This is a genomic window from Micromonospora sp. CA-240977, from assembly GCF_050942285.1.
Taxonomy (GTDB): Bacteria; Actinomycetota; Actinomycetes; order Mycobacteriales; family Micromonosporaceae; genus Micromonospora.
The window spans coordinates 4,826,537-4,845,451 of record NZ_CP192055.1 but is presented as its reverse complement, the minus strand read 5'-3'; the positions used below and the strand labels follow the sequence as shown (position 1 = coordinate 4,845,451).

Here is an 18,915-nt window from a genome sequence, read left to right as displayed (position 1 = left end):
GCCCTTGGGCGCCCCGGTCGACCCGGAGGTGTAGATCAGGTACACGGGGTGCCGCGGGTTCAGCGGCGCGCGACGGTCGGCGTCGCTGATGTCGTGTTCGGGCTGGTCGTCGGTGGGGAACTCGTCGAGGCCGCTCAGGTGCAGGATGGGTGCGGCGTCGGTGAGCATGTGCTGGACCCGGTCGGCGGGGTAGTCCGGGTCGATGGGCAGGTACGCCGCCCCGGCCTTGACGGTGGCGAGCATGGCGGTGATCAGGTCGATACCCCGAGGCATGCTCAACGCGACAGTGGTCTCCGGCCCGGCGCCACGGGCGATCAGGGTCCGGGCGAGTCGGTTCGCCGCCGTGTTCAACTGCGCGTACGTGATCTGTCTGGTGTCCTCGACCAGAGCGACCGCTTCGGGAGTGGCAGCGGCCTGCGCCTCGAACATCCCCGGCAAACATCCCGACGGCTGCTCACCCCGAGCACCAGTCGACCAGCCCAGAACCCGCTCACGTTCGGCGACGGACAACACGTCCACCCGGCTCAACAACCGACCCGGATCAACCGCCACCACACCCAACACCCGAACGAGACGATCCGCTATCGACTCGGCGGTGCCCTTGTCGAACAGGTCGACGCTGTAGTCCAGGACCCCCGCGATGCCCGCCGGCTCCCCGCTGGCGTCCCGGTGCTCGACCAGCCCGAACGCCAGGTCGACCTTCGCTCCGTGGATCGAAAGGTCGAGCAACTCCGTGTCCAGACCGGGAAGTCCGGAGGCGGCGTCGATGGCAGCCTGGAAGTCCGTGTTGTTCACGGTGAGCATGGTTTGGAAGAGGGGGTGGTAGGCGAGCGTTCGGGTGGGGCTGAGGTGTTCGACGAGGCGTTCGAAGGGCAGGTCTTGATGGGCGTAGGCGGTGAGGTTGGTGTCGCGGACACGACGCAGAAGGTCGGCGAAGGTGGGGTTGCCGTCGGTGTTGGTGCGCAGCACGAGGGTGTTGACGAAGAACCCGATGAGAGACGTCAGAGCATCATCGGTGCGTCCGGCGATGGGCGTGCCGATGGGAATGTCGGTCCCGGCGCCGAGACGGGTCAGCAGCGTCGCCAGGGCGGCCTGGATGACCATGAAGGGGGTGACGTTGTGGTCGCGGGCGACAGCGGTGATGGCCTGGTGCAGGTCGGTGGGGATGGTGAAGGTGACCCGGTCGCCGGCCCCGCTGGCCGTCGCCGGCCGGGGCCGGTCGGTGGGCAGGGTGAGGTGTTCGGGCAGATCCGCGAGGGCGCTGCTCCAGTACGCGAGCTGCTGCTCGTGGGTGTCCGCGAGCAGACTCTCCTGCCACAGGGTGTAGTCGGCGTACTGGACGGGCAGCGGCGTCCAGTCGGGTTCGTGTTGGTGCAGGCGGGCGGTGTACGCGGCGGCGAGGTCGGTGGCCAGGGGGTGGCGGGACCAGGCATCACTGGTGATGTGGTGCAGCAGCAAGACCAGGACGTGGTCGTCGTCGGCCAGGCGCAGCAGGGTGGTGTGGATGGGCAGGTCGGTGGCGAGGTCGAAGGTGTGCCGGGTCGCGGCGTCGATCTCCTCGGCCAACCGGTCGGGATCGGTCGGGAGCAGGTTCAGGGTGATCGTGGCGGTGTCGGGGGGCAGGACGATCTGGTGCGGCCCGTGCTGGTCCTCGGCGAAGACGGTCCGCAGACTCTCGTGACGGGTCACCAGGTCATGCAGAGCCTGCGTCAGCGCCGTGGTGTCCAACGGCCCACGCAGACGCAATGCGGTAGGGATGTTGTAGGTGGTACTGGGTCCCTGAAGCTGGTGCAGGAACCACAGCCGCTGCTGCGCCGGTGACAGCGGCACCCGCTCGGGCCGAGGAACCACCGATGTGACCGGAGGCCGGGCACGCGCGGCGCTGTCGAGGGCCGCGGCGAGCGTGGCCACAGTCGGGGTCTCGAACACCTGCCGGATCGGTAGCTCGACGTCGAGGGTGGCGCGGATCCGACTGACCAGACGCGTGGCGAGCAACGAATGCCCACCCAAATCGAAGAACCCGTCATCGATACCGACCTGCGGCACCCCCAACACGTCAGCGAACAGATCGCAGAGGATCTCCTCGTGCGGAGTGCGGGGGGCACGCCCGGTGCTGCGGTAGTCCGGCGCGGGCAACGCGCGACGGTCGAGTTTGCCGTTGGTGGTGGTGGGCAGCGCGTCCAACACCACAATCGCCGACGGCACCATGTACGCAGGCAGCACCGCACCCGCATGCGCCGTCAACGCCGCCGCCGTCACCTCCGCCGACACCACGACGTACCCCACCAACCGCTGATCACCCGGCTGGTCCTCACGCAACACCACCGCCGCTGCGGACACCTGCGGGTGACCGAGCAGAACCGCCTCGATCTCACCAAGCTCCACGCGGTGACCACGCAACTTGATCTGATGGTCGGTCCGGCCCCGGTACTCAAGGTGCCCCTGGTCGTTCCACCGCGCCAGATCACCGGTGCGATACATCCGCTCGCCCGCCGGACCATACGGATTCGCCACGAATCGTTCACCCGTCAACGCCGCCCGCTTGTGGTATCCGCGGGCCAGTTGCGCGCCGGCGATGTAGAGCTCGCCGGTGACGCCGGGGGGTACGAGGCGTAGTGCGGAGTCGAGGACGAGGAGTTGGTTGTCGGTGAAGGGGCGGCCGATGGGTACGGGGCCGGGTGGGAGGGGTTCGGTGGTGGGGAGTCGGTATTCGCCGGCGTTGATGGTGGCTTCGGTGGGGCCGTAGGCGTTGATGATGGTGGTGTGGGGGTGGGTGGCTCGCCAGGTGTGCAGGGCGTCGGCGTGGAGTTGTTCGCCGCCGAGGATGAGGGTGCCGGTGGGTGAGACCCGTTCGGGGAGGGTGTCGAGCATCGGTAGGTGTGACGGGGTGACCTTCATGAAGGTCGGTTGTTGCCCGTGGGCGGCGTGTTCTTCGAGGCTGGCCAGGTGTACTCGTCCGCCGCTGATCAGGGGGGTCCACAGTGCGGTGCCGGTGAGGTCGAACGCGATCGGTGAGTGCAGGAGGCTGCTACCGGCCGCGTCGGGGTAGGCGGTGCGGGCTCGGCGTAGGTAGGTGCTCAACGCCTGGTGTTCGATGATCGCGCCCTTGGGCGCCCCGGTGGAGCCCGAGGTGTAGATCAGGTACACGGGGTGCCGGGGGTTCAGGGGTGCGAGACGGTCGGCGTCGGTGATGTTGTGCGCGGGCTGGTCGTCGGCGGGGAACTCGTCGAGGCTGCTCAGGTGCAGCACGGGTGCGGCGTCGGTGAGCATGTGCTGAACCCGGTCGGCGGGGTAGTCCGGGTCGATGGGCAGGTACGCGGCCCCGGCCTTCACGGTGGCGAGCATGGCCGTGATCAGGTCGATGCCCCGGGGCATGCTCAACGCGACAGTGGTCTCCGGCCGCGCACCACGGGCGATCAGGACCCGGGCGAGCCGGTTCGCCGCCGCGTTCAACTGCGCGTACGTGATCTGTTTGGTGTCCTCGACCAGAGCGACAGCCTCGGGGGTAGCAGCGGCCTGAGCCTCGAACATCCCCGGCAGAGATCCCGACGGCTGCTCACTCCGGGCACCGGTCGACCAGCCAAGAACCCGCTCACGCTCGGTGCTGGACAACACGTCCACCCGGCTCAACAACCGACCCGGATCAACCGCCACCACACCCAACACCCGAACGAACGTCTCCCGCACCGCGGTGGCGAACTGCTCGTCGCACACGTCCGGCCGGTAGTCGAGCCGCAGGTCCAGCACGCCGTCCCGGGTGTGCGCGACCAGGTTCAGCGTGAAGTCGGTGCTGTCCACGGCCCGCACCTCGGCGACCGCGAGGCCGGTGGCGCCGAGCATCGAGGTCATCTGCTCGGGGTCGAACGGATAGTTCTCAAAGACCATGGCCGTGTCGAACAGGCGCGGTACGCCGACCCAGCTCTGGATGTCGGCCAGGCCCGTCCACTGGTGCGCGAGCAGACCGCTCCGCGCCCGCTGCACCCGGTGCATGAGCGCGGCGATGCTCTCCCCGGGGTCGAGCTCGACGCGGACCGGCTGCGTGTTGATGAACAGGCCGACCATGTTCTCGACGCCGTTCAGCTCCGGCGGTCGGCCCGCGACGGTGACGCCGAACGTGACGTCCGTCGTGTTGGTGTGGTGCGCGAGCGTCAGGGCCCAGGCCACCTGGACGACGGTGTTCAGGGTCAGGCCGAGCGTCCGGGCATGCTCGGTCAACTCAGCCGTGGTCGCGGCGCTCAGGGTGAACGGAAGCCGCCGTGGCGGTTCGGTCAGTGCGGGCGGGGTGGCCGCGAACACCGTCGGTGTCCGGAGCCCGGCCAGGTGATTCGTCCAGGCCCGGCGGGCTTCCTCCCGGTTCTGCGTGCGCAACCACCGCAGGTGGTCGCGGTAGGGGCGGACCCGGGGGAGCGCGGTCGGGTCACCACCCGACGCGTACAACGCCAGCAACTCGCGGAAGAGGATCGGCAACGACCAACCGTCGAGCAGGATGTGATGGTTTGTCATGATCAGCCGATGGCGGTCCGCACCGAGGCGGAGCACCGTGAACCGCAGCAGCGGCGGCCTGTCCAGCTCGAAGCCGCTCCACCGGTCGTCGTCGGCGATTGCCTCCGCCCGTGCCTCGCGGTCGTCGAACGGTACGCCGGTCAGGTCCGCGTACCGCCAGGGCACATCGACCCGGCCCGGAACGAGCTGTACCCACTCGCCGGTGCGCCGCCGCCGGAACGCGGCACGCAGGTTGTCGTGCCGGTCCACAAGCGCCTGCGCCGCAGCGTGCAGTCGATCCGGCTCACACGGACCCGAAAGGTCGAACGCCAGTTGACCGACGTAGATGTCGAGCGCCTTGTCGTCGTACTCCCGCAGGAACAGAAATCCCTCCTGCAGAGGCGACAGCGGCAGCACGTCGGACAGCCCGGCCGTCGCTGCCTCGAACTCGTCGACCTCCTCCTGGTGGAGGTCGCTCTGGGTGAGGTCTGCCGGGATGAGCGCGGTGGCGCCGGGCTGCCTGGCGTACGCGACCAGCCCGCGGAGGCAGCGCAGCCAGGCCTCGGCCAGCTCCTGCGTCTCGGCCTCCCCGAGCAGACGCGTGGCGTAGGTCCACACCGCGTGCAGTCGAGGGCCGTCGGCCGTCTCGTGGGCGGCCGCGTCGAGCGTCAGCGCGTGCGCCAGTGGCAGCTCCGGCGGCGCCTCGGCGACATCGCCGTCCACCACTGCCCAGTCGCCGGAGCCGGTGACGATCCGGCCCAGGTAGTTGAACGCGTACCCGGGGGCGTGCTCGCGGAGCAGGCCGCCGAGACGGAGCAGGCCGAACGTCAACCCCTCAGACGGGACGGTGCGAAGGTGCCGCTTCACGTTTCTCAACGCCCGGCCAGCGGCCGGTCCACCACGGAACAGGTCCGCCCAGTCGTCGACCTGCGGTGCCAGCCGTACCGGGTGCAGGCTGGTGAACCAGCCGACGGTACGGGTCAGATCGAGTCCGCTTCCGAGGACGTGATCGTGCCGTCCGTGGCTCTCGACGTCGACGAGCACGGCGCCGGCATCACCTCGTCGGGACTGCACCGCCGCGGCGAACGCGGTAAGCAGCAGGTCGTTGACTGTCGCCCGATAGACGGTGGGAACCCATGTCAGCAGCGCCTGGGTGGTCTCCGGCTCCAGGTCGACGTTGACCCGCGCACCTGTCGCCCAGGTGTCCACGCTCGGATCCACTGTCGGACCCTCGTCCGCGCTACCGTCGCCGATCACCTGTTGCCATGCCGACATGTCGTCAAGCGCGGCCGGGGTCGTCGCGTGCTGGGCCAGTGCGCCGCTCCAGTAGCGCCACGACGTGCCGGCCGGCGGCAGCGCAACCTGCGGGTCCCGGTACGCGGTGGCCAGGTCGGCGGCGATGATCCCCCACGAGACGGTGTCCACGCTGAGGTGGTTCGCGACGAGCACGAGCCGTCCCGGACGTCGCGGCCCACGATCGAGCCAGGCGACGCGCAGCATGTGGCCGCGGGCCGGGTCGAGCAGGTCGCGGGCCTCCGCCGCGTGCTTACCGCACGCCGTCCGGACCTGGGCGTCGTCGAGGTCGGTGGCGTCCACCCGGACCAGCACGTCGGCGGCCGCCACGACACCGGGCTCGGGGACGTGCAACACGTCGCCGGTGACAGTCAGCCGCAGGGCGTCGTGCCGGTCCAGGACCCGCTGGACCGCTTCGGTCAGGAGGTCGCCGTCCACACCCGCCGGAACCTGGAACACCACCGACTGGTGGAAGCCCCGCACGGGGCCGCCGCGGCGCAGCAGGTCCGCCATCAGTGGCGTCGGCACCGCAGTACCGGTCGCGGTGTCCGCCGCGGCCGGCGCCACCCAGGACGCGGTCGCGGCGACGTCGGCCAGGTCCGCGACGGCCGGGTGCTCGAAGACGTCACGCACGGAGATGACGAGCCCGGCGACTCGCGCCCGGCTGACCAGTCGCATCGACAGGATGCTGTCGCCACCGAGGTCGAAGAAGCCGTCGTCGATGCTCACCTGCTCGATGCCGAGAATGTCGGCGTACAGGTCGCAGAGGGTCTTCTCCTGCGGGGTGCGCGGGGCGCGTCCGGTGCTGTGGTACTCCGGTGCGGGCAGTGCGCGGCGGTCGAGCTTGCCGTTGGTGGTGGTGGGTAGGTGCTCGAGCGGGACGATCGCCGAGGGCAGCATGTAGGCGGGCAGCGTGGTGGCCAGGTGCCGGCGCAGGTCGTCGGTGTCGACGGTGGTGCCGGGTTGGACCGTCAGGTACGCCACCAGGCGCGGGTTGCCGGGCTGGTCCTCGCGGAGGATGACGCAGTTGGCGCTGACGTCTGGGTGTTGGGCGAGGGCGTTTTCGATTTCGCCGAGTTCGATGCGGTGGCCGCGGAGTTTGATCTGGTGGTCGGTTCGGCCGTGGTATTCGAGGTGTCCGTGGTGGTTCCAGCGGGCGAGGTCGCCGGTGCGGTACATGCGCTCACCCGGGCGGCCGTGGGGGTTGGCGACGAATCGTTCGGCGGTGAGGTCGGTGCGGTGGTGGTAGCCGCGGGCGAGTTGGATTCCGCTGATGTAGAGCTCGCCGGTGACGCCGGGTGGGACGGGGCGCAGGGTGGGGTCGAGGACGTGCAGGTGGGTGTTCCAGACGGGTTGGCCGATGGGGGTGGTGGGCTCGTCGGTGGTGGTGGTGTGGTGGGTGACGTCGACGGCGGCTTCGGTGGGTCCGTAGAGGTTGTGCAGGGTGGTGTGGGGTAGGGCGCGGTGGGTGTGGTGGGCGAGGTGGGTGGGTAGGGCTTCGCCGCTGGCGAACAAATGCCGCAACCGCGGATGAGTGGTGTCGGTGGTGGTGGTGTCGTCGAGGAAGGTTTGCAGCATCGAGGGCACGAAGTGGGCCACGGTGATGTGGTGCGCCTCGATGGTGTGGTGCAGGTAGGTGGGGTCGCGGTGCGCGTCGGGGTCGGCCAGGACGCAGGCGGCTCCGGTGATCAGGGGCCAGAAGAACTCCCAGACGGAGACGTCGAACGTGGCGGGGGTTTTCTGCAGGACCCGGTCGGTGGTGTCGAGGTGGTAGGTGTGTTGCATCCAGTGCAGCCGGTTGGTGATGGCCTCGTGGGTGACGACAACACCCTTGGGCCGGCCGGTGGACCCGGAGGTGTAGATCATGTAGGCCGGATGCTGCGGCGTCAGCCGCACGTCGGGGCGGTGCCCGGCTTGGCCGTGGTGTTGCTCTGGTGCGGCGGACACCACCGGGACCCCGGTGTGCAGAGCCCGCTCGGTGATCAGCGCCGCCGGGCGGGCATCAGCGAGGGTGGCGTGGATGCGCTCGTCGGGGTGGTCCGGGTCGATGGGCAGGTAAGCGGCCCCGGTTTTGAGGATGGCGACGAGAGCGACGAGCAGGTGGGTGCTGCGGGGCAGGGCGACGGCGACGAACCGCTCCGGTCCGGCGCCGTGGGCGATGAGGGTGTGCGCGAGCCGGTTGGCTTCGGTGTCCAACTCGGCGTAGGTGAGGCTGCGGTGCCGGTCGACCGCCGCCACGTGCTCGGGGGTTCGGGCGGTCTGCGCCTCGATCAGCCGCGGTAGGACGTCGGTCGGCACGGGGTGGGTGGTGTCGTTCCACCGGTGCAACACCTCACGCTCAACCGGGTCGAGGATGTCCAGGTCGGTGATCGACCGCTGCGGGTCGGTGGTGACGGTGTGCAGGATGCGGGTGAGCCGGCGGCCTAGTGCGGTGATGGTTTCGGGGTCGAACAGGTCGGTGCGGTATTCGATGGTGGTGTCGAGCCCGGTTGGGGTTTCGGTGAGGTCGATGGTGAGGTCGACCTTCACCGCACCGGTGTGGGTGGGGTGGATACCCACGTCGAGGCCGGGCATCGTCGCGGCGGTGTCGAGCGCGCCCTGCTGGGTGGTGTTGAGGGTGAGCAACACCTGGAACAGCGGGTGATGCGCCAGGCTGCGGGTCGGGTTGAGGTGCTCGACAAGCCGTTCGAAGGGCAGGTCCTGGTGCGCGTAGGCGCTGAGGTTCGTGTCCCGAACACGGTGCAAAAGATCAGCGAAGCTCGGATTCCCGTCGGTGTTCGTGCGCAACACGAGAGTGTTGACGAAAAACCCGATGAGAGACGTGAGGGCGTCGTCGGTACGCCCAGCGATGGGCGTGCCGATGGGAATGTCGGTGCCCGCGCCGAGACGGGTGAGCAGGGCCGCGAGGGCGGCTTGGACGACCATGAACGGGGTCACGTTGTGGTCGCGGGCAACAGCGGTGATGCCGTCGTGCAGGTCACTGGGAATGGTGAACGCATACCGGTCGCCGGCGCCGCTGGCCGTGGCAGGGCGGGGCCGATCCGTGGGCAGAGCCACATACTCGGGCAGACCCGCGAGGGTGGTGCTCCAGTAGGCGAGTTGCTGCTCGTGGGTGCCGGCGAGGAGGTCCTGTTGCCAGAGGGTGTAGTCGGCGTACTGGACGGGCAGGGGCGTCCAGTCGGGTTCCTGCCCGTCGATGCGGGCGGTGTACGCGGTGGCCAGGTCGGTGGCCAGGGGTTGCATGGACCAGGCGTCACCGGCGATGTGGTGCAGCAGGATCAGCAGGATGTGATCATCCTCGGCGACCCGTAGCAGGGTGGTGCGTAGCGGTAGTTCGGTGGCGAGGTCGAACGGTCGCGCGGCCAGGTCGGCAACGGTGCGGTCGACCTGTGGTGCGGGGCAGTCGATGACGGGCAACGTCACGTCGGTGCTGCCTGCTGGCAGCACCATCTGTCGGGCGCCGGAGTCGTCCTCGACGATGATGGTGCGCAGGGCTTCGTGGCGGGTGCTCACGTCGTGCAGGGCTTCGGTGAGCGCGGTGACATCCAGCGAACCGCGCAGACGTAGTGCGCTGGGGATGTTGTAGGTCGCGTTCGGCCCCTGCAACTGGTGCAGGAACCACAGTCGTTGCTGTGCCGGGGACAGCGGCACACGCTCGGGACGCGGAACCACCGGGGTCACCGGCGGGCGTGCCTGCGCGGCGGTGTCCAGGATGGCTGCGAGTGCGGCGACGGTGGGCGTTTCGAAGATCTGCCGGATCGGCAGTTCCACGTCGAGGGTGGCGCGGATCCGGCTGACCAGTCGGGTGGCCAGCAGTGAGTGCCCGCCGAGGTCGAAGAACCCGTCGTCGATACCGACCTGTCGCACGCCCAACACGTCAGCGAACAGGTCACACAACACCTGCTCCTGCGGCGACCGGGGCACCCGGCCCACCACACTGCCGTACACCGGCACCGGCAGAGCCCGCCGATCCAACTTGCCGTTGGTGGTCAGTGGTAGGCGGTCCAGTCCGACGATCGCCGACGGGATCATGTGCGCCGGAAGCATGGCGGCGGCGTGCGCGGTCAGCGTCGCGGTCGTGACGTCCGGCGACGCCACGACGTATCCGACCAGCCGCTGATCGCCCGGCTGATCCTCGCGCAGCACGACGGCCGCGTTGGAGACGTGGGGGTGGCTCAGGAGAGCGGCCTCGATCTCGCCGAGTTCGATGCGGAAGCCCCGCAGCTTCACCTGGTCGTCGGCGCGGCCCAGGTACTCCAACTCGTCGTCGCGGTTCCACCGGGCGAGGTCGCCGGTGCGGTACATCCGGTCACCGGGTGGCCCGTACGGGTTCGCCACGAACCGGTGGGCGGACAACGCCGGTCGGTTCAGGTAGCCGAGAGCCACCCCGCCCCCCGCGACGTACAGCTCGCCGGTGACACCGGTCGGCACCGGGCGCAGCCATTCGTCAAGTACATGTACGCGCAGGTCCGGCAGGTTCACCCCGATGGTGCTGCCCGCGGCGGCGGCGGCCCGGGGGCGGGTCAGCGCGACGTAGGAGACGTGCACTGTGGTCTCGGTGATCCCGTACATGTTGACAAGTTGAGGGCTGTCGTCGTCGTGCCGCGTGTACCAGTCGGCAAGCCGGGACAGGTCGAGCGCCTCGCCGCCGAAGATGATGTGCCGCAGGCTCAATCGGCTGGCCGGTGCCTCCCGGTCCGCGGCGACCAGTTGGTAGAACGCGGACGGTGTCTGGTTCAGGATGGTGACCTGTTCCCGTTCCAGCAGCCGCAGGAAGGCCGCCGGATCCCGGCTCACCGCGTACGGCACGACGACGAGCCGGCCGCCGTGCAGCAGGGCGCCCCACAACTCCCAGACGGAGAAGTCGAACGCGTACGAGTGGAACAGCGTCCACGTGTCGTGCGCTCCGAAGCCGAACCACTGTCGGGTGGAGTCGAACAGTCGGGTCACGTTGAAGTGGCTGACCATCACGCCCTTTGGCTGGCCGGTGGACCCGGACGTGTAGATCACGTACGCCGGGTCCAGCGGGTGCAGCGGCCGGGTCCGTTCGGCCTGTTCCAGGTTGTCGTCCGACAGGCCGTCGGTGAGGCTCGGGTCGTCGACGCGCAGTTGCGGCGTGGGACTGCCCGTGACCGCCGCGGCGGTCACGGCATCGGTCAGCACCAGCACGGGCGCGGCGTCCGCCAGCGTCGAGGCGATTCGCTCGGCCGGGTAGTCCGGGTCCACCGGCAGGTAACCGGCTCCGCTCTTCACCACGGCCAGCAGCGCCGTCACGAGATCGCCGCTGCGGGGCAGGACGAGCGCGACGAGCGAGCCGGGTCCGGCACCGTTCCGTACCAACGCCCGAGCCAGCCGGTTGGCGCGTGCGTTCAGCGCCGCGTAGGTCTCCGTGCCCTCGTCGTGTACCAGCGCGACATCCGCGGCATGGGTTGCGGCCACCCGCTCGAACAGTGCCGGAAGCACATCACCCGGGGTGAACGACATCGGTTCGCCTCGGTATCCCGCGACGGCGGCCGCTCGTTCGGCGGGGTCGAGGATGTCGAGGTCGGTGATCGACTGCTCGGGGTTGGTGGTGACGGTGTGCAGGATGCGGGTGAGTCGGCGACCCAGTGCGGTGATGGTTTCGGGGTCGAACAGGTCGGTGCGGTACTCGATGGTGGTGTCGAGCCCGTTCGGGGTTTCGGTGAGGTCGATGGTGAGGTCGACCTTCACCGCACCGGTGTGGGTGGGGTGGATGCCCACGTCGAGACCCGGCATCGTCGCGGCGGTATCGAGCGCGCCCTGCTGCGTGGTGTTGAGAGTCAGCAACACCTGAAACAGCGGATGATGCGCCAGGCTACGCGTCGGGTTCAGGTGCTCAACGAGACGCTCGAAGGGCAGATCCTGGTGCGCGTACGCGCTGAGGTTCGTGTCACGAACACGGTGCAAAAGGTCAGCGAAGCTCGGATTCCCGTCGGTGTTCGTGCGCAACACGAGGGTGTTGACGAAGAACCCGATGAGAGACGTGAGGGCGTCGTCGGTGCGTCCGGCGATCGGCGTGCCGATAGGAATGTCCGTCCCCGCACCAAGCCGAGTCAGCAACGTCGCCAGAGCCGCCTGGACGACCATGAACGGGGTGACGTTGTGGTCGCGGGCGACAGTGGTGATGGCCTGGTGCAGGTCACTGGGAATGGTGAAGGTGACCCGGTCGCCGGCACCACTGGCCGTCGCCGGCCGGGGCCGGTCCGTGGGCAGGGCCAGGTACTCGGGCAGACCCGCGAGAGTCGCGCTCCAGTAGCCGAGTTGCTGCTCGTCAGTCTCAGCGAGCAGATCCTGCTGCCACAGGGTGTAGTCGGCGTACTGGACGGGCAGGGGCGTCCAGTCGGGTTCCTGCCCGTCGATGCGGGCGGTGTACGCGGTGGCCAGGTCGGTGGCCAGGGGTTGCATGGACCAGGCGTCACCGGCGATGTGGTGCAGCAGGATCAGCAGGATGTGATCATCCTCGGCGACCCGTAGCAGGGTGGTGCGTAGCGGTAGTTCGGTGGCGAGGTCGAATGGTCGCGCGGCCAGGTCGGTCAGCGTGCGGTCGACCTGTGGTGCGGGGCAGTCGATGACGGGCAGCGTCACGTCGGCGTTGCCCGCGGGTAGCACCAGTTGTCGGGCGCCGGAATCGTCCTCGACGATGATCGTGCGTAGGGCTTCGTGGCGGGTGCTCACGTCGCGAAGAGCCTCGCTCAACGCGGCGATATCCAACGAACCCCGCAGACGCAGCGCGCCGGGAATGTTGTAGGTCGCGTTAGGCCCCTGCAACTGATGCAGGAACCACAGTCGTTGCTGTGCCGGGGACAGCGGCACACGCTCGGGACGCGGAACCACCGGGGTCACCGGCGGGCGTGCCTGCGCGGCGGTGTCCAGGATGGCTGCGAGTGCGGCGACGGTGGGCGTTTCGAAGATCTGCCGGATCGGCAGTTCCACGTCGAGGGTGGCGCGGATCCGGCTGACCAAGCGGGTGGCCAGCAGTGAGTGTCCACCGAGGTCGAAGAACCCGTCGTCGATACCGACCTGTCGCACGCCCAACACGTCGGCGAACAGGTCACACAACACCTGCTCCTGCGGCGACCGGGGCACCCGACCCACCACACTGCCGTACACGGGCACCGGCAGAGCCCGCCGATCCAACTTGCCGTTCGGGCTCAGCGGCAGCCGTTCCAACCGGACGAACGCCGACGGGATCATGTAGGCGGGCAGCGTGGTGGCCAGATACCGGCGCAACTCCTCGACGTCGAACGCCGCATCCGGCCGAACCGTCAGGTACGCCACCAGCCGCTGATCACCCGGCTGGTCCTCCCGCAGTACCACGGCTGCGGCGCTGACGTTGGGGTGTTGGGCGAGGGTGTTTTCGATTTCGCCGAGTTCGATGCGGTGGCCGCGGAGTTTGATCTGGTGGTCGGTGCGGCCGTGGTATTCGAGGTGTCCGTGGTGGTTCCAGCGGGCGAGGTCGCCGGTGCGGTACATGCGCTCACCCGGGCGGCCGTGGGGGTTGGCGACGAATCGTTCGGCGGTGAGGTCGGTGCGGTGGTGGTAGCCGCGGGCGAGTTGGGTTCCGCTGATGTAGAGCTCGCCGGTGACTCCGGGTGGGACGGGGCGCAGGGTGGGGTCGAGGACGTGCAGGTGGGTGTTCCAGACGGGTTGCCCGATGGGGGTGGTGGGCTCGTCGGTGGTGGTGTGGTGGGTGACGTCGACGGCGGCTTCGGTGGGTCCGTAGAGGTTGTGCAGGGCGGTGTGGGGTAGGGCGCGGTGGGTGTGGTGGGCGAGGTGGGTGGGCAGGGCTTCGCCGCTGGCGAACAGGTGACGCAACCGCGGATGGGTGCTGTCGGTGGTGTCGCTGGTGGTGGTGTCGTCGAGGAAGGTTTGCAGCATCGAGGGCACGAAGTGGGCCACGGTGATGTGGTGCGCCTCGATGGTGTGGTGCAGGTAGGTGGGGTCGCGGTGCGCGTCGGGGTCGGCCAGGACGCAGGCCGCGCCGGTGATCAGGGGCCAGAAGAATTCCCAGACGGAAACGTCGAACGTCGCGGGGGTTTTCTGCAACACACGGTCGGTGGTGTCGAGGTGGTAGGTGTGTTGCATCCAGTGCAGCCGGTTGGTGATGGCCTCGTGGGTGACGACAACACCCTTGGGCCGGCCGGTGGACCCGGAGGTGTAGATCATGTAGGCCGGATGCTGCGGCGTCAGTTGTGTGTCGGGGCGGTGCGCGGCCCGACCACGATGCTGCTCCGGCGCGGCGGACACCACCGGGATCGCGGTGTCCAGGCTGCGCTCGGTGATCAGCGCCGCGGGGGTGGCGTCGGCGAGGGTGGCGTGGATGCGCTCGTCGGGGTGGTCCGGGTCGATGGGCAAATAAGCGGCCCCGGTTTTGAGGACGGCGACGAGAGCGACGAGCAGGTCCGCACTACGCGGCAGGGCGACGGCGACGAACCGTTCAGGTCCGGCGCCGTGGGTGATGAGGGTGTGCGCGAGCCGGTTCGCCTCGGTATCCAACTCCGCGTAGGTCAGGCTGCGGTGCCGGTCGACCGCCGCCACCTGCTCGGGGGTGCGAGCGGCCTGCGCCTCGATCAGCCGCGGTAGGACGTCGGTCGGCACGGGGTGGGTGGTGTCGTTCCACCGGTGCAACACCTCCCGTTCGACCGGGTCGAGGATGTCCAGGTCGGTGATCGACCGCTGCGGGTCAGCCGTGACGGTGTGCAGGATCCCGGTGAGCCGGCGACCCAACGCGGTAATGGTTTCGGCGTCGAACAGGTCGGTGCGGTACTCGATGGTGGTGTCGAGCCCGTTCGGGGTTTCGGTGAGATCGATGGTGAGGTCAACCTTCACCGCACCGGTGTGGGTGGGGTGGATACCCACGTCGAGACCCGGCATCGTCGCGGCCGTGTCGAGCGCACCTTGCTGCGTGGTGTTGAGAGTCAGCAACACCTGGAACAGCGGGTGATGCGCCAGGCTGCGGGTCGGGTTGAGGTGCTCAACGAGGCGTTCGAAGGGCAGATCCTGGTGCGCGTATGCGCTGAGGTTCGTGTCACGGACACGGTGCAGCAGGTCAGCGAAGCTCGGATTCCCCTCGGTGTTCGTGCGCAACACGAGAGTGTTGACGAAAAACCCGATCAAAGACGCCAAAGCATCATCAGTACGTCCGGCGATCGGCGTGCCGATAGGAATGTCCGTCCCCGCACCAAGCCGAGTCAGCAACGTCGCCAGAGCCGCCTGGACGACCATGAACGGGGTCACGTTGTGCTCGCGGGCAACAGTAGTGATGCCGTGGTGCAGGTCAGCGGGGATGGTGAAGGTGACCCGGTCGCCGGCACCACTGGCCGTCGCCGGCCGGGGCCGATCCGTCGGCAGGGCCAGGTACTCGGGCAGACCCGCGAGAGTCGCGTTCCAGTAGCCGAGCTGCTGCTCGTCAGTGTCGGCGAGCAGATCCTGCTGCCACAGGGTGTAGTCCGCGTACTGAACAGGCAGCGGCGCCCAATCGGGTTCCCGCCCGTCGATACGAGCCGTGTACGCGGCAGCCAGATCAGTGGCCAGCGGCTGCATGGACCAGGCATCACCAGCGATGTGATGCAACAGGATCAACAGGATGTGATCATCCTCGGCCACCCGTAGCAGGGTGGTCCGCAGCGGCAACTCGGTGGCCAGGTCGAACGGACGCGCGGCCAGGTCGGCCAACGTGCGCTCCACCTGCGGCCCAGGACAATCGATCACCTGCGGCCCGACATCGGCGTCACCCGCCGGCAACACCATTTGCCGGGCGCCGGAATCGTCCTCCACGATGATCGTGCGCAACGCCTCGTGACGCGCACACACGTCACGCAGCGCCTCGCTCAACGCGGCGATATCCAACGAACCCCGCAGACGCAGCGCGCCCGGAATGTTGTACATCGCGTTAGGCCCCTGCAACTGGTGCAGGAACCACAAACGCTGCTGCGCCGCGGACAACGGCACACGCTCCGGACGCGGAACCACCGGAGTCACCGGCGGACGTGCCCGCACTGCGGTGTCCAGAACCTCCGCGAGCGCCGCGACCGTAGGAGTCTCGAACACCTGCCGGATCGGCAACTCCACCTCAAGAGTCGCGCGGATCCGACTGACCAAGCGGGTGGCCAGCAGTGAGTGCCCGCCGAGGTCGAAGAACCCGTCGTCGATACCGACCTGCCGCACGCCCAACACGTCGGCGAACAGGTCACACAACACCTGCTCCTGCGGCGACCGGGGCACCCGACCCACCACACTGCCGTACACCGGCACCGGCAGAGCCCGCCGATCCAACTTGCCGTTCGGGTTCAACGGCAGCCGTTCCAACCGGACGAACGCCGACGGGATCATGTAGGCGGGCAGCGTCGTGGCCAGATACCGGCGCAACTCCTCGACATCGAACGCCGCATCCGGCCGAACCGTCAGGTACGCCACCAGCCGCTGATCACCCGGCTGGTCCTCCCGCAGCAGCAGGGCGCACTGGGCAACCACCGGATGTGACGTGATCGCCGCATCGATCTCGCTCAGCTCGATGCGGTGGCCCCGCAGCTTCACCTGATCGTCGGTGCGACCCAGGTACTGCAACTGCCCGTCGGGGTTCCACCGGCCCAGGTCACCAGTGCGGTACATCCGGCTCCCCGGGGAGCCGTACGGATCGGCCACGAACCGCTCGGCGGTCAGGTCCGTCCGTCGGTGGTAGCCGCGGGCCACCTGCACTCCGGCGATGTACAGCTCGCCGGGCACCCCGGGCGGCACGAGGCGCAGCGCCCGGTCGAGCACGTACACGACGGTGTCCGCGATCGGTCGACCGATCGGCGGATCGTCCGCGGCGCGCTCGTCGATCGGCGCGGCCGTCGACCAGATCGTCGTCTCGGTGGGTCCGTAGATGTTTGTCACCGAGCGGCAGGCGCCGCGCAGCGCCCGCGCCAGGGTGGGAGTGAGCGCCTCCCCGCCGATGAGGACGTTCAGGTCCCCGAGTCCGGTGGTGGTCGTCGAGACCAGGTTCCGCCACAGGCTGGGAGTCGCGTACATCCAGCTCGCGCCGGTTCGTTTGAGCAGGTCTCCCACCGCGGCCGGGTCCTGGGCGGTGTCGCTGGTGGCGAGCACGAGTGTCGCGCCGCGCAGCAGTGGCACGAGGATGTCCACGAGGGCGGGGTCGAACCCGATCGTGGTGACGGACAGCAGGACGTCGCCCGCCGCGGGCGTGCACCACTCCTCCATCGCGCGCACCGACAGCAGCAGGTTGTCCCGGGAGACCACCACACCCTTGGGTCGGCCGGTCGATCCGGACGTGTACATGGTGTAGGCCGCGTGCTGGCCCAGCACGGTACTGGCCGTCTCGCCCGGTGCGAGGTCAGCGCCGGACAGCTCCGTGAGCGCCACGAGGACCTCGGGCGAGTCCAGCACCAGGGGTGTCGCGTCGCTGTCCGGAAGCCGGGAGGCGGACGCCTGGTCGGTCAGCACGAGCGACGGACCGGACTGCTGCATCATGTAACTGGTGCGCGCGGCGGGATGAGCCAGGTCGAGCGGGACGAACGCGCCGCCGGCCTTGAGCACCGAGAGGATTCCCACGACCAGGTCCGGGGTACGCGGCAGGGCGAGCGCGACGTACCGCTCCGGTGCCACCCCATGTGCCATGAGCAGCCGGGCCAGCCGGTTGGACCGTTCGTCGAGTTCCCGGTACGACAGCGTGGTGACACCGTCGGACACCGCGGGCGTGTCCGGGCACTGCCGGGCCCGTTCCACAAGCCGCTCGACAAGCGACGCCGTGGGCGGCTCCCGGCCGGAGTCGTTCCAGTCGACGAGCAGCCGCTGCCGTTCACCGGCGCCGAGCAGATCGATCTCGCCGACCGGACGGTTCGGATCGGCGGTCACCCCGTCCAGGAACCGCAGGAACCGGTCCCGCTGGTTGACGACGTCGTCCTCGCCGTACCGGCTGGGATTGGCCTCGACGCCCAGCCGGACGCCGGAGTGCGGCGTGCCGTACAGGTTGAAGACGAAGTCCCGGACCCGGCCGGAGGTCAGCTGCCGGGTCGTCGCCCGGATACCGGCGAACGACAGGATCGTGTCGTGTGCGATGACGTCGACCATCGGGCCGACGAAGGTGTCCTCGCTCCCCGACAGGCCCATCTCCCGGTGCAGGTCCTCGCCGCGGTACCGCTGGTGCCGCAACGTGTCCCGGAGGTTCGCCGCGGTGCGGGCGGTGAGTGCGGCGAACGTCTCGTGGCCGTCCACAGGTACCCGTAGCGGCAGCTCGTTGGCGAGCATGCCGGGAGTGGTGAGCGCCGTACGCCCGATTCGCGCTGCCACCGGTAGGCCGAGGGTCACCTCGGAGAGCGACGTCATCCGGTGCAGGTATCCCGCGGCCGCGGCCACCGCGACGACCGACCAGGGCAGGCTGAGCCTCTGCGCGACGGAGACCAGCGCCGCGGTCCGCGCGTCGCCCAGCGGGGCGCTGCTGCGCAGCGACGCCGAGGGCATCGCCTCCGCGGCCCGCCCGGACAGCCGGGTCGACTCCGGCGGCTCGGCGAACGTCCGCAACCAGTAGTCACGGTCCTCGGCGTACCGGGCGGAGGCCCGGTACGTCGCGTCGTCGTCCACCAGGTCCGCCAGCGTGCCGAACGTCCGGGGCGGACACTCCCGCCCCTCGGCCAGCGCCGTGTAGACCTCGGCCAGCCGACGCAGGTAGAGCGACAGCCCGTAGCCGTCCAGCATCGCGTGGTGATAGCGCAGGTAGTAGCTCTGCACGTCCGGCCCGATGTGGAAGAGCGCGTGGGTGACAGTTCCCGGCGCGCCGAGATCCACCGGCGCCGTCAGGTCCTGCCGCATCCACGCCTCGGCCGCCGCGCGGGGATCGGGCCGGCCGCTGACGTCGAGGAGCCGCACCTCGTGCTCGTCGTCGTGCCCCAGGATCTGGTAGGGACCCGTGTCGTCGACAGCGAAACGGACGCGCAGCGCCTCGGTCTCGTCGATCACCAGACGGGTGGCCGCGACGAACGTCTGCGGATCCACGGCGCCCTCGATGTCGAGCCGTACCCCGACGGTGTGCCTGTTGCTCCCGGGGTCCAGCTGCTGTGCGAGCCATACCCCCAGTTGTGCAGCGGACAGTGCGCGCCGACCGGCGCCCCCGTGAGTCAC

At 69.2% G+C, this 18,915-nt stretch carries 1 protein-coding gene (running past one end of the window); it reads right to left on the bottom strand.

The window, feature by feature from the left end; all coding sequences use genetic code 11:
- A protein-coding gene (locus tag ACQPWW_RS21930; protein ID WP_433125153.1) for a non-ribosomal peptide synthase/polyketide synthase crosses the window boundary here: on the bottom strand, positions 1-18,915 show its 5' portion. 5,841 nt of this gene lie to the left of the window's left edge; 18,915 of the gene's 24,756 nt are visible here — the first part of the coding sequence; the start codon lies at positions 18,913-18,915; its stop codon lies beyond the left edge, outside the window.